Source organism: Agrobacterium salinitolerans, from assembly GCF_002008225.1.
Classification (GTDB): domain Bacteria; phylum Pseudomonadota; class Alphaproteobacteria; order Rhizobiales; family Rhizobiaceae; genus Agrobacterium; species Agrobacterium salinitolerans.
The window spans coordinates 55,415-79,856 of record NZ_MRDH01000018.1 but is presented as its reverse complement, the minus strand read 5'-3'; the positions used below and the strand labels follow the sequence as shown (position 1 = coordinate 79,856).

Sequence of the window (24,442 nt, the reverse complement as noted above, 5' to 3'; positions counted from 1 at the left end):
GTGACGCGGCTCTGCGCTGCAGAATTCAGACAAAACAAAACCCGGGTTCATGCCCGGGTTTTTCTTTGACGGCATTCACCGTTTACAGTGCCTGGACAGGTATCAATTCTGGTAACGGTTCCAGATCGCCTTGTCGCCCATGCCGAGAACAAGTTTACCGTGGGCCGCGACCGTTTCCGCATCCAGCCTGGAGGGCAAAGCCCGCGGCCTTTGCAGCGGCTCAAGCGGTACATCGTCCTCGACGATGATGGTTTCCTGCTTGGCGGCGGAACCGAAACCGAGCGCCGTCTGGCGCCCGCCAATCATTTCAATATAAACCTCGGCGAGCAGTTCGGAGTCGAGAAGCGCGCCGTGCTTGGTGCGATGGGAATTGTCGATGCCGTAACGACGGCAAAGCGCGTCCAGCGAGTTCGGTCCCATCGGGTGCTTGCGACGGGCAAGCGAAAGCGTATCCGTCACCAGCTCGGCAGAGACCGGCTCAATACCGAGACGGGCAAATTCGGCGTTGATGAAGCCCATGTCGAACGTGGCGTTGTGCGCCACCCAGCGCGCACCCTCGAAGAAGTCACGAATCTGGTCGACGACCTCAGCGAATTTGGGTTTATCCTTCAGAAACTCATCGGTAATCCCGTGAACGGCAAGTGCGTCGGGGTGAACCTTGCGATCTTCCGGGCTGATGTACAGATGCAGAGTTCGGCCGGTGGGAAAGTGGTTGATCAACTCGATGCCGCCGATTTCAATCACGCGGTCCAGCTTCGATTCGAGCCCCGTAGTTTCCGTATCGAAAATGATCTCACGCATTCATATCTCCGCGGCGCGACTGAGCGGCCAGTTTCTGCAGAATCTCTTTTACCTGATCCCTTGCTGCTTCGACACCATTTCCGGAATCGACGATAAAGTCGGCACGCCGGCGCTTTTCCACATCGGGCATCTGGCGGGCGAGGATCATTTCGAATTTCTCCTCCGTCATTCCCGGTCGGGACAAAACCCGCTCTCGCTGAATCTCCGGCGCGCAACTGACGACAACGACTTTATCGACGCGGCTTTCCGCCCCGGTTTCGAACAGCAGCGGAATATCGAGGAGGGCGAATTGCCGATCCTCTTTCCTTGCTTGAGCGAGAAAAGCCTCCTGCCTTTCACGCACCAGCGGATGTATGATCTCTTCCAGTCTTCTAAAATTAGCCGGATTCTGCCGCAAGATCTCACCGAGTTTCTGCCTGTCCACCGCACCGGAAACGGTCGTGCCCGGGAAGGCCGCTTCGATCAGCGGGGCGGCTTCCGCCCGGTAAAGCCCGTGCACGACCTCATCGGAATCGAGAACCGGAACGCCTTCTCCCGCGAACAACCTCGCCGTCGTCGTTTTTCCCATTCCAATCGAGCCGGTGAGACCGATGACGATCATCAATGTTTCTCCATATCCTCGATGATGAGAGAACGCAGGGCCTCATCGACCTCCGGCGTTTTGCCGAACCACCGCTCGAAGCCGGGTTTTGCCTGGTGAAGCAGCATGCCGAGCCCGTCGACGGTAGCCATGCCCTGCTCTTCCGCCATTTTGAGGATCGGGGTTTTCAGCGGCACATAGACGATATCGGTTACGACGGCCTGGGCGGCCAACAGCGAAAAATCAAGATGCGGCGCTTCCGTCCCGTCCATGCCGAGCGACGTCGTATTCACGAAAAGTCCGGCACCCTGCATGACCTCATAAAGCGCTACCTGGGGATGGGAAAAAACCCGCGGCCCAAAACGGTCGGCCAGTTCGCGGGCCCGTTCGACGGTACGGTTGAGGACGTGGATTTCGGCAATGCCGCGATCACGAAGCGATTGGATGACCGCCCGGCTTGCACCGCCTGCGCCTAGAACCACGGCCCGCTCGGCCCTGTCCCAACCCGGATGTCGCTCATCGAGATTGGAGACAAAACCATAACCATCCGTATTCGTAGCGTGGAGTTCGCCCTCCTCCATCCAGACCGTGTTGGCGGCGCCGAGTTCTTCCGCCAGCGCATCGGGCCTGTCTGCCAGCTGATAAGCCGCTTGCTTATGGGGAATAGTGACATTGCCACCGACGGCCGTGCCCGGTTTGCCTTGCTTCAGCGTTGCAATGAAATTCGCAAAATCATCCGGGGAGACTTCCACAGCCTTGTAGGAACCGGCAATGCCGAATTTCTTCAGCCAATAGGAATGGATGATGGGCGATCGGGAATGCTTGATCGGATAGCCGACAACGAATGCGTTTATGGTTAATGTTTCACGTGAATCAGCCATCGACAACGTCCATGTCGCGCAGTTTGGATAAAAGCGGCAGAAGCGGCAAGCCGAGAATCGTGAAGTAGTCGCCCTCGATTGAGGTGAATAGCTGGATTCCTTCTCCTTCGAGCTGGTACGCACCGACACTGCTCAAGGCCTTTTCTCCCACGCGTTGCAGGTGGCGGGAGACAAATTCGGCGCTCAAAGTCCGAACGGTCAACTCAGCGCTGGAAACAATCTGCCACACCACCTCACCATGTTGTACGAGAACGGCGGCGCTGTTCAGGCGGTGAACCTTGCCGGACAATGACAGGAGATGCGATTCGGCCTCCGCCATGGTTTTTGGCTTGTGATAGACGCGGGCGCCGAGCGCCATGGTCTGGTCGCAGCCGAGAACCAATGCTCCGGGATAGAGCCTACTGACGGCAAGAGCCTTGGCCCTGGCGAGTTCCAGTGCCACCTCTTCCGGGCTGGCTCCGTCTCGTTCCAGCTTTTCATCGAGCGCGCGCTCGTCAATATCCGCCGGGATGGCTAAAAATGTCAGCCCCGCATTGCGCATCAACATCTGGCGGGATGCGCTGGACGAGGCGAGGATCAGTTCCTGTTTCATCGACTGTCTGCTCCGAATGATGCGATTCGGATTATCGTGTCCTCGAACGAAGGGCAAGGATGGCCGCCGCCGTTTCCTCGATGGAGCGGCGCGTAACGTCGATCAGCGGCCAATTGTTGTGGGCGCAGAGCGCTCGCGCATATTTCAGCTCTTCCATGATGGTGGCGCGATCCGTGTAGCGACCGCTGTCAAATCCGCCCGTCGCGCCGAGTTCGCGGTTTTCCCGCACCTGCGATATGCGGTCCGATGTCGCGACCAGGCCCACAATCAGCGGCCGGGTGGCGGCATACAGGCTTTCGGGTAGCGGTACATTGGGAACAACAGGAATATTGGCGGTCTTTATTCCCCTGTTGGCGAGATAGATGCTGGTTGGTGTTTTCGATGTGCGGCTGATGCCGATAATGACGATATCGGCCTCGTCATAGGTTTCCGGCATTTGCCCGTCATCATGATCCATAGCGAAATTAAGCGCCTCGATCCGCGCGAAATAATCCGCATTCAAGGCATGTTGCGCACCCACCCGCCGTCTGGACGGCGCACCAAGGTAGGTCTGGAAGATGCCGATGATTGGTTCAAGAACATTCACGCAGGGTACGCCAATCGCGTGGCATCGCAAATCCAGAAACTCCGCCAGCTGCTGGTCGACGATCGTATAGAGAACAATGCCCGGTTCCTTGTCGATGAGATCCACGACCTGCGCGAGCTGCTTCTGGTTTCGAATCATCGGATAGACATGTTCCACAGGCATGGAAGCATGGAACTGGGCCGAGACGGCCCGACCAGCCGACATTAGAGTCTCCCCCGTTGAGTCCGAAATCAGGTGCAGATGGAAGAAGCTTTTTTTGTTCTCCACGCTGTTTTTCTCCCGCTGTTGATAAACCGGGACAAATCTCCGAATTGTCCTGCGGGTCGAACCGCGACGTGAATAAAGTGGTGTTTTTCCACAATCCGCAAGTGGCTTAAGTCGTCTCCGACGTGCTTGTGGATTGTTGGGAGAATGCGCAACTGTTCAAAATTTTCCACAAATTATCCACAATCGCTCTGTTATTCTGTTCTGACATAAACAACTGAAATCATTTATAAAATTCGGATTCTACGGATTATTCCAGAACAAACGGACCTATAATATCCGCAGGCACGCTTGAAACTTGGTGGCTGCGGCATTTCGACTGGAATGATTTTAATCCTTGCTACCCACAGACTCTAAGAATTAGAAAATCTTTTAAATCTCTTTGATTTTATTTTTTAGAAGCTGGGTGCCATGAGCGAACGCAAGGTTATGACGGTGTTGAACGGGCAGACGGTCACACCACCACCCATATGGCTGATGCGACAGGCTGGGCGTTATCTTCCCGAGTACAGGGAAACGCGAAAGAGCGCCGGTAGTTTCCTCGATCTCTGTTATAATCCCGAACTGGCGACGGAGGTTACTCTCCAACCCATTCGCCGGTTTGGGCTGGATGCCGCCATTCTTTTTTCCGATATTCTGGTGATTCCGGATGCGCTTCATCGCAACGTGTCTTTCAGCGAAGGAAAAGGTCCGGCCATGGACCCGATCAATGTCAGCGGTATCGAGAAGCTGGACGGCGCAAATGTCATGGCGCATCTTTCGCCCGTTTTCGAAACCGTTTCCCGTCTGCGCACCTCTTTGCCGGATGAAACGACGCTTCTCGGTTTTTGCGGTGCTCCATGGACGGTTGCGACCTACATGATCGCGGGACACGGAACGCCGGATCAGGCCCCGGCGCGGCTGTTCGGTTATCAGGAGCCGGCCGCCATGGAAAAGCTGTTGGCTTTTCTGGCCGAGGTTTCCGCCGATTATCTGGTGGCGCAGATCGATGCCGGTGCCGATGCGGTTCAAATCTTCGATTCCTGGGCCGGTGTGCTCGGTGAGAAGGAATTCGAGGACTATGCGATAAAGCCGGTCGCCCGCATTATCGCATCGGTGCACGCCCGCCGGCCCTCGGCAAAGATCATCGCCTTCGCGAAAGGAGCTGGTTATCTTCTCAAAGATTATCGCCGCAAGACGGGCGCCGACGCCATCGGGCTCGACTGGTCGGTGCCGCTCGGTTTTGCCAGAGACTTGCAGAAGGAAGGCCCGGTGCAGGGCAATCTCGATCCCATGCTGATGGTGGCGGGCGGCAAGGCCTTGCAGGATGGCATCGATGCCGTGCTGCAGGCGCTGGGACAAGGTCCGCTGATCTTCAATCTGGGCCATGGCATTACCCCCCAGGCTGACCCGGAAAACGTGACCCGGCTGGTGCAGCGCGTGCGCGGCGGAGCCGGGGCATGAGTGACGAAAAACAAACCTCCGCCCGTTCCGGTAACCGGGCGGCTTTGCGCGCGGGCATCGCAATTGGTGTCTTTGCCGCTTTCGTCGCCCTGTTATTTTATGCCGATCCGGCCGATCTTTATCTCTGGATCAAGGCGCTGCATATCATCGCCGTGATTTCCTGGATGGCGGCAATTTTTTACCTGCCGCGGCTCTTCATCTACCACACCGATGCACCCCCGGGTTCGCAGCAGTCCGAAACCTTCAAGGTCATGGAACAGCGGCTGATCAAGGTGATTATGAACCCGGCGATGATGATATCCTGGATATTGGGACTTTATCTCGCCTGGTCGATTTATGGTTTTTCCGGCGGCTGGCTGCATGCCAAGATCGCGCTGGTGGTGCTTCTGACCGCGACCCATGTTTATTTCACGCGCAGCGCAAAACGTTTCGCGCGGGATGAAAATACGCGGCCTGCCCGTCACTGGCGGTTGATGAACGAGGTTCCGACGGTGCTGATGATCGCCATCGTCATACTTGTGGTTGTGAAACCCTTCGGTTAGGGCGGTGCAACGATAAATTTCGCGGAATTCGTGCTTTCCTCTTGCAGCGGCCGTGCACAATCGCTATTTTCGGGCCACTCATCTTCGTGGCATGTGAATTATTCAGTCATCTGCGGCATTTCCCACAGCATCTGATTCGCGAACACGCCCTCCCCCGACATTACATTATCAAACGGTCTTCTCTTCATGGCTGAAATGAAGCTTCAGGAACTTAAGAGCAAATCGCCTACCGACTTGCTGACTTTTGCCGAATCCCTGGAAGTTGAAAATGCGAGCACCATGCGCAAGCAGGAACTCATGTTCGCAATCCTCAAGGTTCTCGCGAGCCAGGACATCGAAATTATCGGCGAGGGCGTCGTCGAAGTCCTGCAGGACGGTTTCGGGTTCCTGCGATCCGCAAATGCAAACTATCTGCCCGGTCCGGACGATATCTATATCTCGCCGTCGCAGATCCGCCGCTTCTCGCTGAAAACCGGCGATACCGTTGAAGGCCCGATCCGCGGCCCCAAGGAAGGCGAACGTTATTTCGCGCTTCTCAAGGTCAATACGATCAATTTCGACGATCCGGAAAAGATCCGCCATAAGGTTCACTTTGACAATCTAACGCCGCTTTACCCGAATGAGCGCTTCAAGATGGAACTGGACGTTCCGACTTCTAAGGACCTGTCGTCGCGTGTGATCGATCTCGTCGCACCGCTCGGCAAAGGTCAACGCGGATTGATCGTAGCGCCGCCGCGCACGGGTAAGACCGTTCTGCTGCAGAACATTGCTCATTCCATCACGGCAAACCATCCGGAATGCTATCTGATCGTTCTCCTTATCGATGAGCGTCCGGAAGAAGTGACCGACATGCAGCGTTCCGTGAAGGGCGAGGTTGTGTCGTCGACCTTTGACGAACCAGCCGTCCGTCACGTGCAGGTCGCCGAGATGGTCATCGAAAAGGCCAAGCGCCTGGTCGAACACGGTCGCGACGTCGTCATCCTGCTCGATTCCATCACCCGCCTCGGCCGTGCCTACAATACGGTTGTTCCCTCCTCTGGCAAGGTTCTCACGGGTGGTGTCGATGCCAACGCCCTGCAGCGTCCGAAGCGTTTTTTCGGGGCCGCGCGTAACATCGAAGAAGGTGGTTCACTGACCATTATCGCGACCGCGCTGATCGATACCGGCAGCCGCATGGATGAAGTCATCTTCGAAGAATTCAAGGGTACGGGTAACTCGGAAATCGTGCTTGACCGCAAGGTTGCCGACAAGCGCATCTTCCCGGCACTGGATATTCTGAAATCCGGTACGCGTAAGGAAGACCTGCTGGTGCCGCGTCAGGATCTGCAGAAGATTTTCGTTCTTCGCCGTATTCTCGCGCCGATGGGTACGATGGACGCCATCGAATTCCTGATCGACAAGCTGAAGCAGACCAAGAACAATTCGGATTTCTTCGAATCGATGAATACCTGATCCGGCCTTTAGCCGGATTCATCGTGAGAGCTTCAAAGCCGCATCCGTTTATTCGGATGCGGCTTGCCTGTTTTAGACTGAGGTGAATGATGCCAGCTTCCACCGATACGATCTACGCGCTTTCCAGCGGTGCCTTGCCGGCGGGTGTGGCTGTTTTCAGGATTAGCGGCTCCAGAGCTTTCGATGCGTTGAAGATGCTGACGGGACGGGAACTTCCGTCACCACGAAAGGCCATGTTGTGCTCGATTCGGAGTCGAAACGACGATGTCATCGACCAGGCGCTGGTAATCGCCTTTCCAGCTCCAAATTCCTTCACGGGTGAGCATTGCGTTGAAATTCATAGCCATGGCAGTCGTGCGGTCATGGCTTCGATTTTTGCCGAGCTCGAAAATCTTGAGGGTCTTCGGCCCGCTGATGCCGGTGAATTCTCTCGTAGAGCCTTCGAGAATGGGAAGATGGATCTCCTTGAGGTCGAAGGCCTCGCTGATCTGTTGCAGGCTGAAACGGAGATGCAGCGGCGCTTGGCGGTGGAGCAGAGCACTGGCAAATTGTCGGCGCTTTATGACGATTGGGCCAGCCGCCTGACGCGAGCCCGCGCTCTCATCGAAGCGGAACTGGATTTTGCCGACGAGGAGGACGTTCCAGATTCCGTGGCGGCTCAGGTTTGGGAGGCCATGGCGCTTCTCAAAACGGAAATCCGTCATCATCTCCAGGGTGGTAACGGCGGTGAAATCATTCGCGACGGGTTCAAGGTGGCGCTGGTCGGTGAACCAAATGCAGGCAAGTCCACTCTTTTGAACGCTCTTAGCGGTCGGGATGTTGCGATCGTTACTGATATTGCCGGTACAACACGAGACGTTCTAAGCGTCGATATCAATCTGGAAGGATATTTGGTTCGGATATTTGATACGGCAGGAATAAGAGAAACACAGGATATCGTTGAGCTTGAAGGCGTGCGGCGCGCGGTTTTGACAGCCGAGACGGCAGATCTCGTTCTATTGCTTCAGGATAATGATTCGTTCCCGAAACAACCCGTTGAATCGCTCGGGAGCCAGAGCTATTTGCGAGTGAGAACGAAAACAGCGCTCCATTCCCCTACTTTGAATGATGGATTTGATCTGTCTATCTCAGCCCAGGAAGGAATAGGCTTGAATGAACTGCGGTCGATGCTGAAGCAGGAAATAGAAAAACGCGTCGGTGCCGGCCAGACTTTGGTTCCCGCGCGCGCTCGGCATAAAAAACGACTTGAAGAGACGCTGAACTATGTTAGTGATGCGCTCGATTCCGAGACCCTGGACCTTGCGATAAGGTCGGAATATTTAAGACTCGCTGCAACATCGCTCGGACGGATTACCGGCCGCGTTGACGTGGAAGATTTGCTCGGCGTGATCTTCTCGGAATTCTGCATAGGAAAATGATTCACGTGAAACATCGGCGGCCGAAGCGGTGATGTCGATGTTGGTAGAACAGGGCGCAGGGATATGCACCAGTTATTTGATGTCATTGTTATTGGCGGTGGCCACGCGGGCAGTGAAGCCGCGGCTGCTGCCGCAAGGCATGGTGCAAAAACCGCCCTTGTTACCCATAAGCGTGAGACGATTGGTGTCATGTCCTGTAATCCCGCCATAGGCGGTCTGGGAAAGGGACACCTCGTTCGGGAAATCGATGCGCTGGATGGTTTGATGGGCCGGGTTGCCGATGCGGCAGGTATTCAGTTCCGCATGCTCAACCGTAAGAAGGGTCCGGCTGTCCGTGGTCCGCGAACCCAAGCCGACCGCCGGCTCTACCGCGATGCCATGCATCGGGAGATCGATGCGATTGAAAACCTGACCATTATTGAAGGCGATGCTTTCGATATTGAGATGGCGCATGATCGTGTCGCGGCAGTTATCATGAAGAATGGTAGCCGGATTCCGTGTGGCGCAGTGGTGCTGACGAGCGGTACCTTCCTACGTGGCATCATTCATATCGGTTCCGAAAAGATTCCTGCGGGACGTGTTGGAGAAATGCCGTCAGTTGGCCTCTCTGATACGCTCTCGCGATTGGGTCTCGTTATGGGGCGCCTTAAAACCGGCACCCCTGCCCGACTGGACGGACGCACGATCGACTGGAATGCGGTGGATCGGCAGGCTGCCGATGAGGATCCTGTCCCCTTTTCCTTCATGACGGATCGTATTCTCAATCCCCAAATTGAATGTGGTGTAACTCGCACCACGCCAGCTGGCCACAAGATCATTCAGGAGAATATTCATCTGTCGGCGATGTATTCGGGACAGATCGAAGGGGTCGGTCCGCGTTATTGCCCGTCGATTGAGGATAAAATCACCCGTTTCGGTGAACGGGACGGTCATCAGATATTCCTCGAGCCGGAAGGTCTCGACGATCACACTATTTATCCAAATGGTATATCAACGTCCCTTCCCGCTGCCGTACAGGAACAATTTATCCGAACGATACCGGGCCTTGAACAGGTGACGATTCTGCAGCCGGGTTATGCGATCGAATATGACTATGTCGATCCACGCGAGCTGAAACCCTCGCTGGAATGCCGTAAGATTGCGGGATTGTTTCTAGCCGGCCAGATCAATGGAACGACAGGTTATGAAGAGGCGGGTGCTCAAGGTCTTGTTGCGGGCTTGAATGCCTCGCTTTATGCAGGCAATGGCGATCCGGTCTATTTTAGCCGAACCGAGTCCTATATTGGGGTCATGATTGATGACCTGACATCGAAGGGCGTCAGTGAACCCTACCGCATGTTTACCTCCAGAGCGGAGTATCGCCTTTCGCTGCGCGTGGACAATGCGGATCTGCGGCTTACACCAGTTGGCCAGATTGCTGGCATTGTCGGCCGCGAGCGGCAGGAACGCTTCGCGAATTTCATTTCCGATTTGGATCGTACTCGAGAGCTGCTGAAGGCTATTTCCATCAGCCCATCCCAGGCGGCGAAGCAAGGGTTGAAACTTAATCAGGACGGTCAACGCAGGTCTGTTTATGAATTGCTCGCCTATCCGGATATGTCTCTCGAAGTCCTTGCCAAGCATTGGCCAGAACTGGGCGCCCTCCATGGGAAAGTGGCCGAGGCCTTGCAGATTGAGGCGAGTTATGCGGTCTACATGCAAAGGCAGAGTGCTGATATCATCGATATCAAACGGGACGAAGACAGGAAAATCCCTGATGACTTTGATTTTAAGAGCCTATCCGGCCTCTCCAACGAGCTTAAACAAAAGCTGGAAAAAGCCCGTCCTGAGAATATTGCCCAAGCCGCTCGTGTTGACGGCATGACACCGGCTGCGATATCGCTGCTGCTCGCACTTCTGCGGAAGGATTCCGCAACGCGAAGTGAAAAATTACGCATGCACCAATAGCGAGTCGGATTATGAAGATAAACGGCCAGAGTGTTTCACGTGAAACACAGGAAAGACTCGAATATTTTGTCGAGCTTTTTAAGAAGTGGAACAGAACCACAAATCTGGTAGCGCCTTCCACTCTCGCGGAGCTTTGGAACCGGCATGTGGCTGATAGCGCGCAAATATTCCAACTCTCTCCGCAGCCAAAAAAATGGATTGATCTTGGAAGCGGCGGCGGATTCCCCGGTGTTGTCACCGCGATTTTTCTTGCTGATCTTGGCGACGGCTGGGTTGATCTGGTCGAAAGTAACAATAAAAAGGCGGCATTCCTGCGAATTGCACTGAAGGAAACCGGTGCGAGAGGTGCAGTTCACCCTGTCAGGATCGAGACAGCACCGGATATCATCACAAATTGCGAGGCTGTTTCGGCTCGCGCGCTCGCCGAACTGGATTTGCTTTTCGATTATATTCATCCCTGGGCGCAGAATAACCCAAATCTCAAGGCCTTTTTTAATAAAGGCCGGGATTATGATTCTGAAGTGCAGAAAGCACATGGTCGCTGGAAGTTTGATCTGGTAAAACATCAGAGTGCCATTGAGGCAGATTCTGTTGTTCTTGAAATCAGCAACCTTGCTTTGAGGCGCTGACGAACTGGCCAGGTGCGGCATGACTTTTGAAAAAAACCGAATTATCGCAGTTGCTAACCAGAAAGGCGGCGTCGGTAAAACAACAACCGCCATCAATCTGGCTACCGCACTGGCGGCTATTGGTGAGCGTGTACTGATCGTGGATTTGGACCCGCAGGGTAATGCGAGTACCGGGCTTGGCATTGACCGCAAGGAGCGCAAGCTTTCTTCCTATGATCTTCTCGTGGGAGATCATGGGGTAGCGGACGTTGCTGTTCCCACGGCCGTTCCAAATCTCGATATCGTGCCTTCCACGATGGATTTGCTCGGTTTCGAAATGCAGGTCGCGAATGTTTCCAACCGCGTTTTCCTGCTGCGTGCGGCCATGGAGACGAAGGAAGCCAAGGGCTACTCCTACATTCTTGTTGATTGCCCGCCCTCTTTCAATCTTTTGACGATGAATGCGATGACGGCCGCCCATTCGGTGCTGGTGCCGCTGCAATGTGAGTTCTTTGCCCTGGAAGGTCTCAGCCAGCTGCTGGATACGGTCAGCCAGATACGCGGATCGGTCAATCCGCAGCTTGATATACAGGGTATCGTTTTGACGATGTTCGATGCGCGTAACAATCTTGCGCAACAGGTCGTTTCGGATGTGAGAAGCCATCTTGGCGAGAAGGTTTACCATACCCTCATTCCGCGCAACGTTCGTGTTTCGGAAGCACCGTCCTATGGTAAACCGGCCATTCTTTATGACCTGAAATGCGCCGGCAGTCAGGCCTATTTGCAGCTGGCATCCGAAGTGATCCAGAGAGAGCGCCTGCGCAAAGCTGCCTGACATTTGCGGACTGTATGGAGTAATATCTTATGAGTGATGATCTTTCCAAGCGTCGGTTGGGGCGCGGTCTTGCCGCATTGATCGGTGAAATGGATCAGCCCGTACCGGTCGGCGAGCCTCAACGCGCGGTTAACGCTGATCGCACCATTCCCATTGAATTCATCGCTCGCAGCCAGAGAAACCCGCGGCGTCATTTTGATGAAAGCGAGCTGCAGGACCTTGCTGCCTCTATCCGTCAGCATGGAATTGTTCAGCCAGTGGTGGTGAGAACGGTAGGAGTCAACCTCTACGAGATTATCGCCGGTGAGCGCCGCTGGCGCGCGGCGCAGCTGGCGGGCTTTACCGATGTTCCCGTCATTGTTCGCGACGTCGATGATCGCACGGCGCTGGAACTGGCGATTGTCGAAAACGTACAGCGTTCCGATCTCAATCCGCTCGAAGAAGCGATGGGGTATGAGCAGCTCATCGCCGAACATGGCTATACGCAGAATGATCTCGGTGAAATCATCGGCAAGAGCCGAAGCCACGTTGCCAACAGCCTGCGGCTTTTGAAGCTTCCCGATCCGGTAAGGGATATGCTGGCGGATGGTTCGCTCTCCGCAGGTCATGCGCGCGCGCTTGTTTCCACTTCCGATCCGGCGACGCTCGCGAAAACAATCGTATCCAAGGGACTTTCGGTTCGTGATGCCGAGCGCCTGGCGCAGAATGACATCAAATCGCAGGGCGATGTTGCGGAGAAGCGACCTGCTGCGGAAAAGGATTCCGATACGATTGCGCTCGAACGCAGCCTGTCCGATGCTCTTGGGCTGGATGTAAAGATCAGCCACAAGGGCGGATCTGGGCAAATCCGTATCGGTTACCGGACATTGGAACAGCTTGAAGCGGTATGCCGGCTTCTGGAGCAGAAATAAGTACCTATTTGTTTTAAAATATAAAATACCCGCCTTTGGCGGGTATTATTATTTATGGGCTCAAAAATCGATGGCCCGGCCTTTTATTTCGTAATCGCCGAAACGCACGGGTTCTGCACCGCCGCGGCCGCCGGTTTCCGGCGGCAACTTGAGATCGGCCTGTTGCCTGCGCCGTTCTTCCGCTTCTTTCAACGCTCGCTGCGCCGCCGGCGAAAGTCGCTTTACACCTTCCGCGCCGCTGTCTGTGGCGTTGTCATTATTCGCATTCTGCATGAAATCCTCCCTATGACGGGATATTGAAATACGTTTGCCGTTTACCAGATGATATATAATCCGAGGGGCTTTATAAACCCCGGAATATTCCCGGTGAGTGACAAGGAGAGTTAAACGGATGAACATGATGCGCACGGCAATGCTTCTGGCCTTCATGACCGCATTGTTCATGGGTGTCGGTTTTCTGATCGGCGGCAAGGGCGGCATGATGATTGCCCTGGTCATCGCAGCCGGTATGAATATTTTTTCCTACTGGAACTCTGACAAGATGGTTCTCTCCGCCTATCATGCGCGGGAGATCGACGAGGCGAATGCGCCCGAATTTTTTCACATGATCCGCGACCTGTCGCAAAATGCCGGTCTGCCGATGCCGAAGGTCTATATTTACGATAGCCCGCAACCCAACGCCTTCGCGACCGGACGTAATCCGCAGAACGCCGCCGTTGCCGCTTCGACAGGATTGCTGGAGCGTCTGACACCGGAGGAAGTGGCCGGTGTCATGGCGCATGAGCTTGCGCATGTGCAGAACCGGGATACGCTGACCATGACAATCACCGCTACGCTGGCGGGCGCCATATCCATGCTCGGCAATTTTGCCTTCTTCTTCGGCGGCAACCGGGAGAACAACAATAATCCGCTCGGCTTTATCGGCGTGCTGGTGGCGATGATCGTGGCGCCGCTGGCCGCGATGCTGGTGCAGATGGCGATCAGCCGCACACGGGAATATTCCGCCGACCGGCGCGGCGCGGAAATCTGCGGCAACCCGCTCTGGCTTGCTTCCGCATTGCAGAAGATTTCGGGCATGGCGCAGCGTATCCACAATGACGATGCCGAGCGTAACCCGGCAACGGCGCATATGTTCATCATCAATCCGCTTTCCGGCGAGCGCATGGACAATCTCTTCTCCACGCATCCGAATACGGAAAATCGCGTGGCCGCACTGCACGCCATGGCGCAGGAGTTTTCCCCGCGAGGATCGACGCCGCCGCCATCGGGTGATAGACCTCTGCGCAAATCAAGCTCCGTTCCCAAAACAGGCTGGGGACGAGGCAATGAAAACGAGCGCAAGGGGCCGTGGTCTTGACATCCGATATTCAGAATAAGCCGGCGCGGTCCAGAAAACCGAGACCGGCTAATGGGAAGGGCCGTGAAGACGGCCCTTCGTCTTTCCAGGATAAGCCGGGTCTCGCCGCGCGCATTGCCGCCACCCGCATTCTGGCCGCCGTTCTGGAAAAAAAGACCTCGCTAGATGGGATGCTCGATAGCGAGAACGGCAATCCCGTCTATCGAGCCCTGTCGCTTGCCGACCGGGCGCTGGTGAGGGCGATCGTCAACAGCGCGCTTCGCCACCTCCCCCGGATTGAAACGGCTTTGTCGATGCTGCTCGATGGTCCGCTGCCGCAGGGCGCGCGATCGCTGCATCATGTTCTTGTCGTCGGTGCGGCGCAGATGCTTTACCTCGATGTGCCGGATCATTCCGCTGTCGATCTCGCCGTGGAGCAGGCTCACCGCGATCCGCGCAACCGGCGTTTCGTCAAACTGGTGAACGCTGTTCTTCGACGGCTCGGTCGTGAAAAGATGGAGATCGAAAAGGCTGTCGCCGACGTTCCCGTGCTGCCGGACTGGTTCTACGAGCGGCTTGTTTCGGCTTACGGAATTGAGGCGGCTCAGAGGATCTCGCAGGCGCAGCTGACGCCTTCCTCTATCGATCTCACGATCAAGGTTGATCCCGCTCTGTGGGCGGAAAAACTGGGCGGTACGCTGATGCCGAACGGCAGTGTGCGTCTGGGTGAATTCGAGGGGCAGATCCCCTCGCTCGAAGGCTTCGCCGAGGGTGCATGGTGGGTGCAGGATCTTGCCGCCAGCATGCCGGTTCGGCTTATGGGTAACATTGCGGACAAACGTGTTGCCGATCTCTGTGCGGCCCCGGGCGGCAAGACCGCGCAGCTTGCGCTGGCGGGCGCCAAGGTGACGGCGCTGGATCAGTCCGGAAACCGTCTTCGTCGCCTCAGGGAAAACCTCGACCGGCTTGGTCTCCGTGCCGAAACGGTGGAGGCCAATATGCTGAAGTATCAGCCGGAACAGCTCTTTGACGCGGTCCTCCTCGATGCGCCCTGTTCTTCCACCGGGACACTTCGCAAACATCCCGATGTCTGCTGGACCAAGGATGAGAACGATATTGCCAAACTCGCTGCCCTTCAGGGCCAGATGCTGCGGCATGCGCTGACCCTTGTTGGACCGGGCGGTATCGTTGTCTTCTCCAATTGCTCGCTGGATCCTTCTGAAGGAGAAGCGATGATCGCCGAGGTTCTGGCGGAAAATCCCGACGTGGAGCGTGTTGCCGTCCGCCGCGAGGATTGGCCCGGAATGGAAGCGGCCATCAGTCCCGATGGCGATCTTCGCACAACGCCGGATATGTTCGGCGGCGTCGATGGGTTTTTTAGCAGTGTCTTGCGTAAGAAGTAGAAAAAAGCCAAGCTCTCGCGAATCATTAGATATTTATCGAAAACGTTCCGGTCGTCGCGGTTCACTGATAAAAACAAAACATGTGAAACGGGAAACACAGCTTGTTAGGGTCCTTTGCAGGCAGCATGAATGCCGCCGGTCTTCTGTCGCGGATGGCGTATCGTCATCTGTGTGTCGGACTCACTCCTTTGCGCCTGCATATGTCGCGATTTGCCACTCGTGCGCCAGACGGTCTGGTGGCGGCGCCGACCGATCTTAGAGCCATCGATCCCTATTTCGCCGAGGAACTGTTGCGGGGCCGCATCGCGCTGGCCGGGCGTGTCGTCGAAACCGGCGGAGCTTCGCCATTTCAGATGGAATATCCCTCGGTGGTCTTTGAAGAACGGCTGCATGCATTTAGTTGGCTACGGCATATTCGCTCCGATAAATCGAGCGAGGCCTGCAAACGAGCGCGCCGCATTGTTGCGGAGTGGATGGTGCTTCATGGCAAACGGCTTGCAGGTATTGCTTGGTCACCGGAAATCGCCGCACAAAGGCTCATTGCCTGGCTTTCGCACTCTCCCGTCGTTTTATACGAGGCCGATGCCGGCTTTTATCGCCGGTTTCTGAAAAGCCTCGCCTTTCATGTGCGGTATCTCGAAAGAATTGTCAGACACGCGCCCGATGGCGAAGCGCGGCTGAGGATCAGGATTGCATTGGCCATGGCTTCCATTGCCATGCCAACGCGCCTTTCACGGATCACGCGGAATGGAATGAAGCTGGCTCAGGAAATGGAACGCCAGATTCTGCCCGATGGCGGACATGTTTCCCGTAATCCACGCGTCATGCTAGATCTGTTGCTCGATCTCCTGCCGCTTCGGCAAAGTTATATCAATCTCGGCCATGATCTGCCGTCAGGTCTGGTGCCGGCGATAGACCGCATGTTCCCGGCGATCCGGTTCTTCCGGCATCAGGGCGGCGATCTCGCGCTGTTCAACGGCGCCACGGCCACGCTCGCCAATGAGCTTGTTTCCGTATTGCGCTATGATGAAACGGCCGGCCGGCCTTCAAAGGTCCTGCCGGATGTGAACTATCACCGGCTTGCGACGGACGATACGGTCATCATCGTCGATACAGGGTATCCCGGCTCGGCGGAGCTTTCACGGAGTGCTCATTCGGGTTGCCTGTCTTTCGAAATGTCCTGCGGCAAGAACCGCTTCATCGTCAATTCCGGCTTTCCACGTAACGCCGCGCCGGAATATCAGCGCGCCAGCCGTTCCACGGCGGCGCATTCCACCGTCACGCTTGCGGATACCTCATCCTGTAGACTGTCGCGCTCGCGGCTGCTTGGTCCGATTATGGTGTCAGGCGTTAGCCACGTCGACAGCAGGCGCGGGGCGGATGCTAACGGTAATGATGTTCTCTGGGCATCACATGACGGTTATTTGCAGAATTTCGGTTGTTACCATGAGCGGGAAATAGAACTGAATGCGGTCGGCACCAAGATAAAGGGTCGGGATCTGCTGCGGCGCGACGAAAATGCGGCGAAAGCGCAATCGCAGTCGGTCACAGCGGTTTCACGTTTCCATATTCATCCCCACATTCAGCTACATCAGCGGGACGAGGAGTCGGTCTATCTGGAGGCAGCGGATGGAATCGTCTGGCTGTTTTCCGCACCCGGGCTGGAGCTTTTTGTCACCGAAGATGTCTTCATGGCCGACGCATCCGGTATGCGCCCGTCGCAGCAGATTGAACTCCCCTTCAATCTTGCGAATACGCGGGAAATCCGCTGGCTGATCGAACGCCAAGCCTAGGCAAATTTCCGGCGATGCCGGTCAAAAACCACCATAGTTGTCATCGTTCGGCATCCCCGCTGTTTATTAATCCGGTAAGCTGTGTTAACGCGGCGGCAATTGCTGGATCAATTCCATTCCAGCCTGTCCTCCCCGTTAAACGGAGTATGCCTGATGGCCGTCGTGTCCAAGAAAATTCCCGCCCCCGATAAGGTAAAAATCCGCACGGCGCTTCTCTCCGTGTCTGACAAGACGGACATTATCGAATTGGCGACGGTGCTTTCCAAGCTTGGCGTCAAGCTGCTTTCGACCGGCGGTACGGCAAAGGCCATTGCTGAGGCAGGCCTGCCGGTTACGGATGTCTCAGACGTCACGAATTTTCCCGAGATCATGGATGGTCGCGTGAAGACGCTGCATCCCAGCGTTCATGGCGGCTTGCTGGCGATCCGGGATGATGCCGATCATGTCGAGGCGATGAAGGCGCACGGCATCGAGGCGATCGATCTATCGGTCATCAATCTCTATCCCTTCGAAGAAGTTCGCGCCAAGGGCGGCGATTATCCGACGACGGTGGAAAACATCGATATTGGCGGCCCGGCCATGATCCGCGCTTCCGCCAAGAACCACGCCTATGTCACTGTGGTTACCGATCCGTCTGACTATCCCGATCTGGTTGAGGCCCTGCAGGCCGATGACGGCCAGACGTCCTATACGCTGCGCCAGCGATTTGCCGCCAAGGCTTATGCCCGCACCGCTGCCTATGATGCGGTGATTTCCAACTGGTTCGCAGAGGCGCTTGCAATCGAAACGCCGGATTACCGCGCTATCGGCGGCGCGCTGAAGGAAAAGATGCGGTATGGCGAAAACCCGCACCAGAGCGCTGGTTTTTACCTCACCGGCGAAAAGCGTCCTGGCGTTGCGACCGCGACGCTTCTTCAGGGCAAGCAGCTTTCCTACAACAACATCAATGACACCGATGCAGCTTACGAGCTCGTGGCGGAATTCTTGCCGGAAAATGCGCCGGCAGTCGCTATCATCAAGCACGCCAATCCCTGCGGCGTGGCGACGGGGCCGACACTTGCCGAAGCTTACCGGCGGGCGCTGGCATGCGATTCCGTTTCCGCTTTTGGTGGCGTGATTGCCCTGAACCGCACGCTCGATGCGGAAACGGCGGAAGAGATCGTCAAGCTCTTCACCGAAGTCATCATCGCGCCTGATGTCACCGAAGAAGCCAAGTCCATCATCGCCCGCAAGCCGAACCTGCGCCTTCTTGCCGCTGGCGGTTTGCCTGATCCGCGCGCGGTTGGCCTCACTGCGAAGACCGTCTCGGGCGGCCTGCTGGTGCAGAGCCGCGACAATGGCATGGTCGAGGATCTGGACCTCAAGGTCGTCACCAAGCGTGCGCCGACACCGCAGGAACTTGAAGACATGAAGTTTGCCTTCAAGATCGCCAAGCATGTGAAGTCCAATGCCGTCATTTACGCCAAGGACGGGCAGACCGCGGGTATCGGCGCAGGCCAGATGAGCCGTGTGGATTCCGCGCGTATCGCTGCCCAGAAGGCGGAAGATGCCGCCAAGGCTCTTGGCCTTGCCGAACCGTTGACGCGCGGCTCCGCCGTCGCTTCGGAAGCATTTTATCCCTTTGCCGATGGTTTGCTCGCCGCGATTGCTGCTGGCGCTACCGCTGTCATCCAGCCGGGCGGCTCCATGCGCGATCAGGAAGTGATTGACGCTGCGAATGCGCATAATGTGGCAATGGTCTTTACCGGCATGCGCCACTTCCGCCATTAAGCGCGGAAATAATCAGGAATAAAGAAGGCCCGGAAATTGATTTCCGGGCCTTTTGTTTCACGTGGGACAGTCTTGGCGCCGCAGTGTTCAGGTCACGGCTCCAACCTGCCACGGCACAAATTCATTATCGCCGTAGTCGTATATTTCGCTGACGGTCTTGTCGCCGGACGCTACCGCCAGAATATGCTCGAAAATTCGTTTGCCGGATTCTTCGATGGTTTCAGCGCCGGTGACGATCTCACCGCAATTGATATCCATGTCTTCCTTCATGTGTTCATACATTTCGGAATTGGTGGCGATCTTGATGCACGGCGACGGCTTGAAACCGGAAACCGAGCCGCGACCGGTGGTGAAACAGATAACGTTGCAGCCGCCCGCGACCTGGCCGGTGACGGCAACGGGGTCATAGCCGGGTGTATCCATGAAGACGAAACCCTGTTCCGTCACGGTTTCAGCAAACTCATAAACCGCCTTCAGCGGCATGGAGCCGCCCTTGGCGACCGCGCCCAGCGATTTTTCCAGAATGGTGGTCAGGCCGCCAAGCTTGTTACCGTGGGAGGGGTTGTTATTGAGTTCGTCGCCATTGCGGGCGGTATAATCACGCCACCAGTCTATACGCTGTAGGAGCTTCTCGGCGACGGCAGGGGTGACGGCGCGCTTCGTCAGGAGATGCTCGGCGCCGTAAATCTCCGGCGTCTCCGAGAGGACTGTGGTGCCGCCGTTACGGACGATGAGGTCGGAGGCGAAACCCAGAGCCGGGTTGGCGGAAATGCCGGAATAACCATCCGAACCGCCGCATTCCAGCGCCACCTTCAGCTTGGAAAGCGGTTGTTCCGTGCGGCGGGCGGCATTGACCATAGGCAGCATGGCCTTGATCTCGGCGATCGCCGCATCGATTGTCTTGCGGGTGCCGCCATGCTGCTGGATCGTCATGGTGCGCAGCCGCTCACCCTCTTCCATCTTGTAATGTTCGAGAATGGGCGCGATCTGGTTGGTTTCACAGCCGAGGCCGATCAGCAGAATGCCGCCAAAATTCGGGTGGCGGGCATAACCCTGAATGGTGCGGATCAGCAGGCGGTAACCTTCCGATTTCGTATTCAGCGCACAGCCGCCGCCATGGGTCAGCGCCACGACGCCATCGACGTTGTCGAAACCATCAAGGCCGCCCTGCTTGTTGAAGTAATCCGCGATGTAACGCGACACCGTGGCGGAACAGTTCACCGAAGCGATGACGCCGATATAGTTTCTCGTTCCAACACCACCGAGACCGCGGTCATAACCCCTAAACGTCCGGCGTTCGGCTTCCGGCACCATGCCCTTTTCTTCGATATCAACACTGAACTGATGTGCGTGTTCGGAAGGCACCATGGCGAGATTGTGCAGGTGCACGTGCCGGCCGGGCTCAATATCCTGGGTGGCGATACCAATGACCTGTCCGTATTTCAGCACCTCATCGCCCGATTTGATGAACTTCAGGGCCACCTTGTGCCCGCGTCCGATCAGCTCGAGCGCCGCCAGATCGCCCCTGCCCGTCGCGCCGCCGGCCGGAATGGACCGACGTGCCACCGCGACATTGTCGTTGGCGTTCAGCAAAATGGTTGCCTCGGAATTCTCACTCACGGGTTATCCTCCTCCCGTTATATTGCCTGCTATGTTTCTAGATCAATTTTCGACCCAGCGTCTCTTCGAACCTTCCAGATGCGTATGCATGGCGGCCTGCGCCAGCAGCGGGTCTTTCAGTTCAAGCGCCGCCAGAATGGCCTCGTGCTCCTGAAGGGCTTGGGTCCAGGTATCGCGGTCTTCAAATTTCACGCGAAGCTGGGCCGAAATGGGGCTGTGGCGCTCGTCGAAGAGGTTCGCCACCATTCGGGCCAAAACGCTGTTACCGGATTGCTCGGCGATGGTGACGTGAAAAAGTCGATCCTGATCCAGAGGCTTGCGGCCGGCTTCGATTTCCCGCTGCATGGTATTGAGTATCTGGCGGAGGGTCTCGATTGTCTCATCGGTCATCCGGCTTGCTGCCAACACGATGGTGGCACCCTCCAGAGCGGCGCGCGCCTGCATCAGTTCGGACGGGCTGTCACCCAGCGACTTGGTGTGATGGGTCGTCTGCAGCGCTTCGGTAGATACGTAGACGCCGGAACCCATGCGAATTTCGACGGTGTTGTCGATCTCAAGCGCAATCAGCGCCTCGCGCAAGGAAGGCCTCGATACACCGAGTTTCTGTGCCAGTTCCCGCTCAGCAGGAAGCCGCGTGCCGGGCAGGAATTCACCCATGTCGATGAGTTCGCGTATCTGGTCCGCAATCTGCTGATAAAGCCTGCGCGGTTCTGCTATTTTGGCCTGACCACTCATGAGTTTTTTGACGAGTCCTGTCTGAAAACTTTATTTGGCCTTACCGTAACGCCAAGCGTATCAATACGCAAGGAATTACTTAAGTGCATGAAAATAAGTGATTATTATAGATTTCTTTCTAGCGCGCTGCCTTTGTTTTTAAATGTGGTTTCGTAGATTTTGGCATAATTGGCTTGACCATTTTGAAAAACCGGCCTAACCATTTGGCCTGTTCATGACCCGGTGGAGCGGGGATACGGGTGGGAGGTTTCCAGATGTCGCAAGGCGCATCGACAATTCGGGGCGATTTTTCGTCTGAACGGATGGCGCACGGACAGCGCGCGGTGCTCCTGCGCCTCGATAATATCAGCAAGGAATTTCCCGGCGTCAAAGCACTTTCGAACGTGCATTTCGATCTGCGCGCAGGCGAGGTGCATGCCGTCTGCGGCGAAAATGGCGCGGGAAAATCGACGCTGATGAAGATCGTCAGCGGCGTCTATCAGCCGAGCGACGGCACCATCCTTCATAAAGGTGCGAAGGTGCAATATGCATCGCCGCTGGAATCCGAAGCCGCCGGCATCGCCATCATCCACCAGGAACTCAACCTCGTTCCGCATCTTTCCGTCGCTGAAAACATCTATCTTGCGCGCGAACCACGTCGTGGTTTCCTCGTCGACCGCAAGAAGCTGCGTCTCGATGCCAAGCGTTGTCTCGACCGGCTGGGTGTGGATATCGATCCGGACCAGATTGTCCGCGGCCTTTCGGTCGCTCAGTGTCAGATGGTGGAAATCGCCAAGGCGCTTTCTCTTGACGCTGAAGTGCTCATCATGGATGAGCCGACCTCTTCGCTGACCGAGCAGGAGACCCGGCTCCTGTTCAAGGTCATCCGCGATCTCAAGGCATCCGGTGTCGGGATCGTTTATATTTCCCATCGTCTCGATGAAATGGCCGAAATCGTCGATCGTGTGACGGTTCTGCGCGACGGACGTTATATTTCAACCGACGATTTTGCCTCGATCACCGTTGATGACATTGTCACGCGCATGGTGGGGCGTTCGCTGGAAGACAAATTCCCCGAGCGGACATCGCGCCCCACGGAAGACGTTATTTTTTCCGTCGAGGGCCTGACGCGCAGCGACGTGTTCCACGACGTCGGTTTTTCGCTGCGCCGTGGTGAAATCCTCGGTTTTGCCGGGTTGATGGGTGCCGGCCGCACCGAAGTCGCCCGGGCTGTCTTCGGCGCTGATCCGCTCGATGCGGGCAGGATCGTTTTCAACGGGCGCGAGCTTTCGATCGGCTCACCGCAGGACGCCATCGAAGAAGGCATCGCCTATCTCTCGGAAGATCGCAAAAGCGATGGCCTCGCCATCAAGATGTCAGTGGCGGCCAATACGACGCTTGCCAATCTCGGCGAGGTTTCCAACCGTTTCGGGCTCATCGACTTCAAGAGGCATGACGATGTAGCAAAGCGCTACGTCGATCTCCTGAATATCCGTACTCCCTCCATCGGGCAGACGGTGCGACTGCTTTCCGGCGGCAATCAGCAGAAAATCATTATCGGCAAATGGTTGTTCCGGCAGTCGCGCGTGCTGTTCTTCGACGAGCCGACACGCGGCATCGATGTCGGCGCGAAATTCGCGATCTACAAGATCATGGACGAGCTCGCCGCGCAGGGTATCGGCGTCATTCTCATCAGTTCGGAACTGCCGGAAATTCTGGGGCTGACGGATCGTATCGCCGTTTTCCATCAGGGTCGAATTACGGGCGTGCTCGAAACCGCCAAGACCAATCAGGAAGAAATCATGCGGTATGCGTCCGGTTACGGCCGGGCCGCGCAGTGAGGAACGACATGGCCAATATTGCAGAACCCAAAAAGGGCTTCGCTGTCAGCGATCGCCAGAAGGACATCATCCAGAAGTTTGCCGCGCTCGGCAGCCTGTTCGCCCTCGTCGCGGTGTTCTCCGCCACCAGCAGCGCCTTCTTCACCGTCAATAACGGCATGACGATTGCCTTGCAGGTCACGTCCATCGCGCTGCTCGGCATCGGGGCTACCTGCGTCATCATCACCGGTGGTATCGATCTTTCGGTTGGTTCGGTGCTGGCGCTCGCCGGTGTCGTCGCCGCTCTTGCGGTGAAGGAACTCGGTATGCCGGTGCCGGTCGGCATGTTGCTCGGCATTCTGACGGGATCGCTCTGCGGCTTCATTAACGGTCTTCTGGTCACCCGTTTCAAGCTGCCGCCCTTCATCGCCACCCTAGGCATGATGTTGATCGCTCGTGGCGTAGCGCTGCAGATCACCGGTGCGCGCGCTGTCTCCGGCCTAGGCGAATCTTTCGGCGAACTTGGTAATGGCGCCCTCTTCCGCATCGTCACTATCGGTGACGACGGCTTTCCGAATGTGGTGTTTCCCGGCATCCCCTACCCCGTCATCCTGATGGTGGTGATTGCGCTTGCGGTTTCCTTCATGCTCAACCGCTCAATCCTCGGCCGTCACATTTACGCTGTCGGTTCCAACGCCGAAGCCGCGCGCCTTTCCGGCGTCAATGTCGCCCGCGTCACCAATTTCACCTACATCCTGTCCGGCACGCTCGCCGGGTTGACGGGCTGCGTGCTGATGTCTCGCCTCGTCACCGCCCAGCCGAACGAGGGTGTGATGTATGAGCTGGACGCCATTGCCAGCGCCGTCATCGGCGGCACATCGCTGATCGGCGGCGTGGGAACGATTTCCGGTACGGCCATCGGCGCTTTCGTCATCGGCATCCTGCGCAACGGTCTCAACATGAATGGCGTCTCTGCCTTCACACAACAGATCATCATCGGCCTCGTCATTCTGGTCACCGTCTGGATCGACCAGTTGCGCAACCGCCGCTGATCAAGGGCCTGCGGACCCTTTCCGCAAAAAAGATCGGCAAGGGGAGGCCCGGTATGCCGACATCACGGAGGAAG

Annotated in this window: 22 protein-coding genes; 14 read left to right on the top strand and 8 right to left on the bottom strand. The window is 56.5% G+C overall.

The window, feature by feature from the left end:
* Positions 1-102: 102 nt before the first annotated feature.
* From dnaQ to BS627_RS13230, 5 genes are read right to left on the bottom strand one after another with little or no spacing between them, the layout of a single operon-like run.
* A complete protein-coding gene (gene dnaQ / locus BS627_RS13250) occupies positions 103-801 on the bottom strand; it encodes a DNA polymerase III subunit epsilon (RefSeq protein WP_077983678.1) in 699 nt (232 codons plus the stop codon).
* Positions 794-1,402, bottom strand: coding sequence for a dephospho-CoA kinase (coaE, locus tag BS627_RS13245; RefSeq protein ID WP_077983677.1), 609 nt, complete (start codon positions 1,400-1,402; stop codon positions 794-796). Before coaE ends, dnaQ begins: the two co-directional genes overlap by 8 nt.
* Positions 1,402-2,262: a shikimate dehydrogenase gene (locus BS627_RS13240; protein WP_077983676.1), complete on the bottom strand. Its 861-nt coding sequence runs from the start codon at positions 2,260-2,262 to the stop codon at positions 1,402-1,404. Before BS627_RS13240 ends, coaE begins: the two co-directional genes overlap by 1 nt.
* The gene (locus BS627_RS13235; RefSeq protein ID WP_077983675.1) at positions 2,255-2,854 is read right to left on the bottom strand and encodes a Maf-like protein; all 600 of its coding nucleotides are present in this window, start codon (positions 2,852-2,854) and stop codon (positions 2,255-2,257) included. The genes BS627_RS13240 and BS627_RS13235 overlap by 8 nt, the downstream gene beginning before the upstream one ends.
* A gap of 31 nt (positions 2,855-2,885) precedes the next feature.
* Complete coding sequence (locus BS627_RS13230; protein ID WP_077983674.1) at positions 2,886-3,707, bottom strand: pyruvate, water dikinase regulatory protein; 822 nt, start codon at positions 3,705-3,707, stop codon at positions 2,886-2,888.
* A 408-nt stretch (positions 3,708-4,115) separates the two neighbouring features.
* On the opposite strand from BS627_RS13230, the gene hemE reads away from it, so the two are divergent.
* The 8 genes from hemE (at position 4,116) to BS627_RS13190 (ending at position 12,860) form a co-directional block, all read left to right on the top strand.
* On the top strand, positions 4,116-5,147 hold the full coding sequence (gene hemE, locus BS627_RS13225; RefSeq protein WP_077983673.1) for a uroporphyrinogen decarboxylase: 1,032 nt from the start codon (positions 4,116-4,118) through the stop codon (positions 5,145-5,147).
* Entirely contained in the window at positions 5,144-5,689 is a 546-nt protein-coding gene (hemJ, locus tag BS627_RS13220) for a protoporphyrinogen oxidase HemJ (protein ID WP_165691250.1), read from the top strand. Before hemE ends, hemJ begins: the two co-directional genes overlap by 4 nt.
* 186 nt (positions 5,690-5,875) lie before the next feature.
* On the top strand, positions 5,876-7,141 hold the full coding sequence (rho, locus tag BS627_RS13215; protein WP_004444236.1) for a transcription termination factor Rho: 1,266 nt from the start codon (positions 5,876-5,878) through the stop codon (positions 7,139-7,141).
* A gap of 86 nt (positions 7,142-7,227) precedes the next feature.
* On the top strand, positions 7,228-8,559 hold the full coding sequence (gene mnmE / locus BS627_RS13210; protein ID WP_165691249.1) for a tRNA uridine-5-carboxymethylaminomethyl(34) synthesis GTPase MnmE: 1,332 nt from the start codon (positions 7,228-7,230) through the stop codon (positions 8,557-8,559).
* Between the two features lie 63 nt (positions 8,560-8,622).
* The gene (gene mnmG / locus BS627_RS13205; protein WP_077983672.1) at positions 8,623-10,506 is read left to right on the top strand and encodes a tRNA uridine-5-carboxymethylaminomethyl(34) synthesis enzyme MnmG; all 1,884 of its coding nucleotides are present in this window, start codon (positions 8,623-8,625) and stop codon (positions 10,504-10,506) included.
* 11 nt (positions 10,507-10,517) lie between these two features.
* Positions 10,518-11,135 (top strand): 16S rRNA (guanine(527)-N(7))-methyltransferase RsmG, encoded by a 618-nt coding sequence (gene rsmG / locus BS627_RS13200; protein ID WP_077983671.1) that lies wholly within the window; start codon positions 10,518-10,520, stop codon positions 11,133-11,135.
* A gap of 19 nt (positions 11,136-11,154) precedes the next feature.
* A complete protein-coding gene (locus BS627_RS13195; RefSeq protein ID WP_077983670.1) occupies positions 11,155-11,949 on the top strand; it encodes a ParA family protein in 795 nt (264 codons plus the stop codon).
* A gap of 29 nt (positions 11,950-11,978) precedes the next feature.
* The gene (locus tag BS627_RS13190; RefSeq protein WP_077983669.1) at positions 11,979-12,860 is read left to right on the top strand and encodes a ParB/RepB/Spo0J family partition protein; all 882 of its coding nucleotides are present in this window, start codon (positions 11,979-11,981) and stop codon (positions 12,858-12,860) included.
* A 60-nt stretch (positions 12,861-12,920) separates the two neighbouring features.
* Here the strand turns inward: BS627_RS13190 and BS627_RS13185 are convergent, their stop codons facing one another.
* Positions 12,921-13,133 carry a DUF1674 domain-containing protein gene (locus tag BS627_RS13185; protein WP_077983668.1) on the bottom strand — a complete coding sequence of 71 codons (213 nt, stop codon included), beginning with the start codon at positions 13,131-13,133 and terminating at the stop codon, positions 12,921-12,923.
* 118 nt (positions 13,134-13,251) lie between these two features.
* On the opposite strand from BS627_RS13185, the gene htpX reads away from it, so the two are divergent.
* The 4 genes from htpX to purH all read left to right on the top strand — a co-directional run bounded on the left by htpX (position 13,252) and on the right by purH (position 19,162).
* Complete coding sequence (gene htpX / locus BS627_RS13180; RefSeq protein WP_077983667.1) at positions 13,252-14,217, top strand: zinc metalloprotease HtpX; 966 nt, start codon at positions 13,252-13,254, stop codon at positions 14,215-14,217.
* Positions 14,214-15,599 carry an RsmB/NOP family class I SAM-dependent RNA methyltransferase gene (locus tag BS627_RS13175; protein ID WP_077983666.1) on the top strand — a complete coding sequence of 462 codons (1,386 nt, stop codon included), beginning with the start codon at positions 14,214-14,216 and terminating at the stop codon, positions 15,597-15,599. Before htpX ends, BS627_RS13175 begins: the two co-directional genes overlap by 4 nt.
* Before the next feature lie 125 nt (positions 15,600-15,724).
* Positions 15,725-17,392, top strand: a complete 1,668-nt coding sequence (locus tag BS627_RS13170) for a heparinase II/III family protein (protein ID WP_165691251.1) — start codon at positions 15,725-15,727, stop codon at positions 17,390-17,392.
* A 153-nt stretch (positions 17,393-17,545) separates the two neighbouring features.
* The gene (gene purH, locus BS627_RS13165) at positions 17,546-19,162 is read left to right on the top strand and encodes a bifunctional phosphoribosylaminoimidazolecarboxamide formyltransferase/IMP cyclohydrolase (RefSeq protein WP_077983665.1); all 1,617 of its coding nucleotides are present in this window, start codon (positions 17,546-17,548) and stop codon (positions 19,160-19,162) included.
* Between the two features lie 87 nt (positions 19,163-19,249).
* Here purH and BS627_RS13160 read toward each other — a convergent pair whose 3' ends face one another.
* A complete protein-coding gene (locus BS627_RS13160) occupies positions 19,250-20,782 on the bottom strand; it encodes a UxaA family hydrolase (protein ID WP_077983664.1) in 1,533 nt (510 codons plus the stop codon).
* Positions 20,783-20,824: 42 nt separating this feature from the next.
* Positions 20,825-21,517, bottom strand: a complete 693-nt coding sequence (locus tag BS627_RS13155; RefSeq protein WP_077983663.1) for a FadR/GntR family transcriptional regulator — start codon at positions 21,515-21,517, stop codon at positions 20,825-20,827.
* Between the two features lie 254 nt (positions 21,518-21,771).
* Between BS627_RS13155 and BS627_RS13150 the strand changes: the two genes are divergently transcribed.
* Both BS627_RS13150 and BS627_RS13145 read left to right on the top strand, forming a co-directional pair.
* On the top strand, positions 21,772-23,337 hold the full coding sequence (locus BS627_RS13150) for a sugar ABC transporter ATP-binding protein (protein ID WP_165691248.1): 1,566 nt from the start codon (positions 21,772-21,774) through the stop codon (positions 23,335-23,337).
* 8 nt (positions 23,338-23,345) lie between these two features.
* Positions 23,346-24,368, top strand: a complete 1,023-nt coding sequence (locus BS627_RS13145; protein ID WP_077983716.1) for an ABC transporter permease — start codon at positions 23,346-23,348, stop codon at positions 24,366-24,368.
* Positions 24,369-24,442 lie beyond the last annotated feature (74 nt).

Excerpts from the sequence above, each read along its gene's own strand:
- dnaQ (WP_077983678.1), bottom strand. The coding sequence starts at position 801 with ATGCGTGAGATCATTTTCGATACGGAAACTACGGGGCTCGAATCGAAG.
- coaE (WP_077983677.1), bottom strand. The coding sequence starts at position 1,402 with ATGATCGTCATCGGTCTCACCGGCTCGATTGGAATGGGAAAAACGACG.
- BS627_RS13240 (WP_077983676.1), bottom strand. The coding sequence starts at position 2,262 with ATGGCTGATTCACGTGAAACATTAACCATAAACGCATTCGTTGTCGGC.
- BS627_RS13235 (WP_077983675.1), bottom strand. The coding sequence starts at position 2,854 with ATGAAACAGGAACTGATCCTCGCCTCGTCCAGCGCATCCCGCCAGATG.
- hemE (WP_077983673.1), top strand. The coding sequence starts at position 4,116 with ATGAGCGAACGCAAGGTTATGACGGTGTTGAACGGGCAGACGGTCACA.
- hemJ (WP_165691250.1), top strand. The coding sequence starts at position 5,144 with ATGAGTGACGAAAAACAAACCTCCGCCCGTTCCGGTAACCGGGCGGCT.
- rho (WP_004444236.1), top strand. The coding sequence starts at position 5,876 with ATGGCTGAAATGAAGCTTCAGGAACTTAAGAGCAAATCGCCTACCGAC.
- mnmE (WP_165691249.1), top strand. The coding sequence starts at position 7,228 with ATGATGCCAGCTTCCACCGATACGATCTACGCGCTTTCCAGCGGTGCC.
- mnmG (WP_077983672.1), top strand. The coding sequence starts at position 8,623 with ATGCACCAGTTATTTGATGTCATTGTTATTGGCGGTGGCCACGCGGGC.
- rsmG (WP_077983671.1), top strand. The coding sequence starts at position 10,518 with ATGAAGATAAACGGCCAGAGTGTTTCACGTGAAACACAGGAAAGACTC.
- BS627_RS13195 (WP_077983670.1), top strand. The coding sequence starts at position 11,155 with ATGACTTTTGAAAAAAACCGAATTATCGCAGTTGCTAACCAGAAAGGC.
- BS627_RS13190 (WP_077983669.1), top strand. The coding sequence starts at position 11,979 with ATGAGTGATGATCTTTCCAAGCGTCGGTTGGGGCGCGGTCTTGCCGCA.
- BS627_RS13185 (WP_077983668.1), bottom strand. The coding sequence starts at position 13,133 with ATGCAGAATGCGAATAATGACAACGCCACAGACAGCGGCGCGGAAGGT.
- htpX (WP_077983667.1), top strand. The coding sequence starts at position 13,252 with ATGAACATGATGCGCACGGCAATGCTTCTGGCCTTCATGACCGCATTG.
- BS627_RS13170 (WP_165691251.1), top strand. The coding sequence starts at position 15,725 with ATGAATGCCGCCGGTCTTCTGTCGCGGATGGCGTATCGTCATCTGTGT.
- purH (WP_077983665.1), top strand. The coding sequence starts at position 17,546 with ATGGCCGTCGTGTCCAAGAAAATTCCCGCCCCCGATAAGGTAAAAATC.
- BS627_RS13155 (WP_077983663.1), bottom strand. The coding sequence starts at position 21,517 with ATGAGTGGTCAGGCCAAAATAGCAGAACCGCGCAGGCTTTATCAGCAG.
- BS627_RS13150 (WP_165691248.1), top strand. The coding sequence starts at position 21,772 with ATGTCGCAAGGCGCATCGACAATTCGGGGCGATTTTTCGTCTGAACGG.
- BS627_RS13145 (WP_077983716.1), top strand. The coding sequence starts at position 23,346 with ATGGCCAATATTGCAGAACCCAAAAAGGGCTTCGCTGTCAGCGATCGC.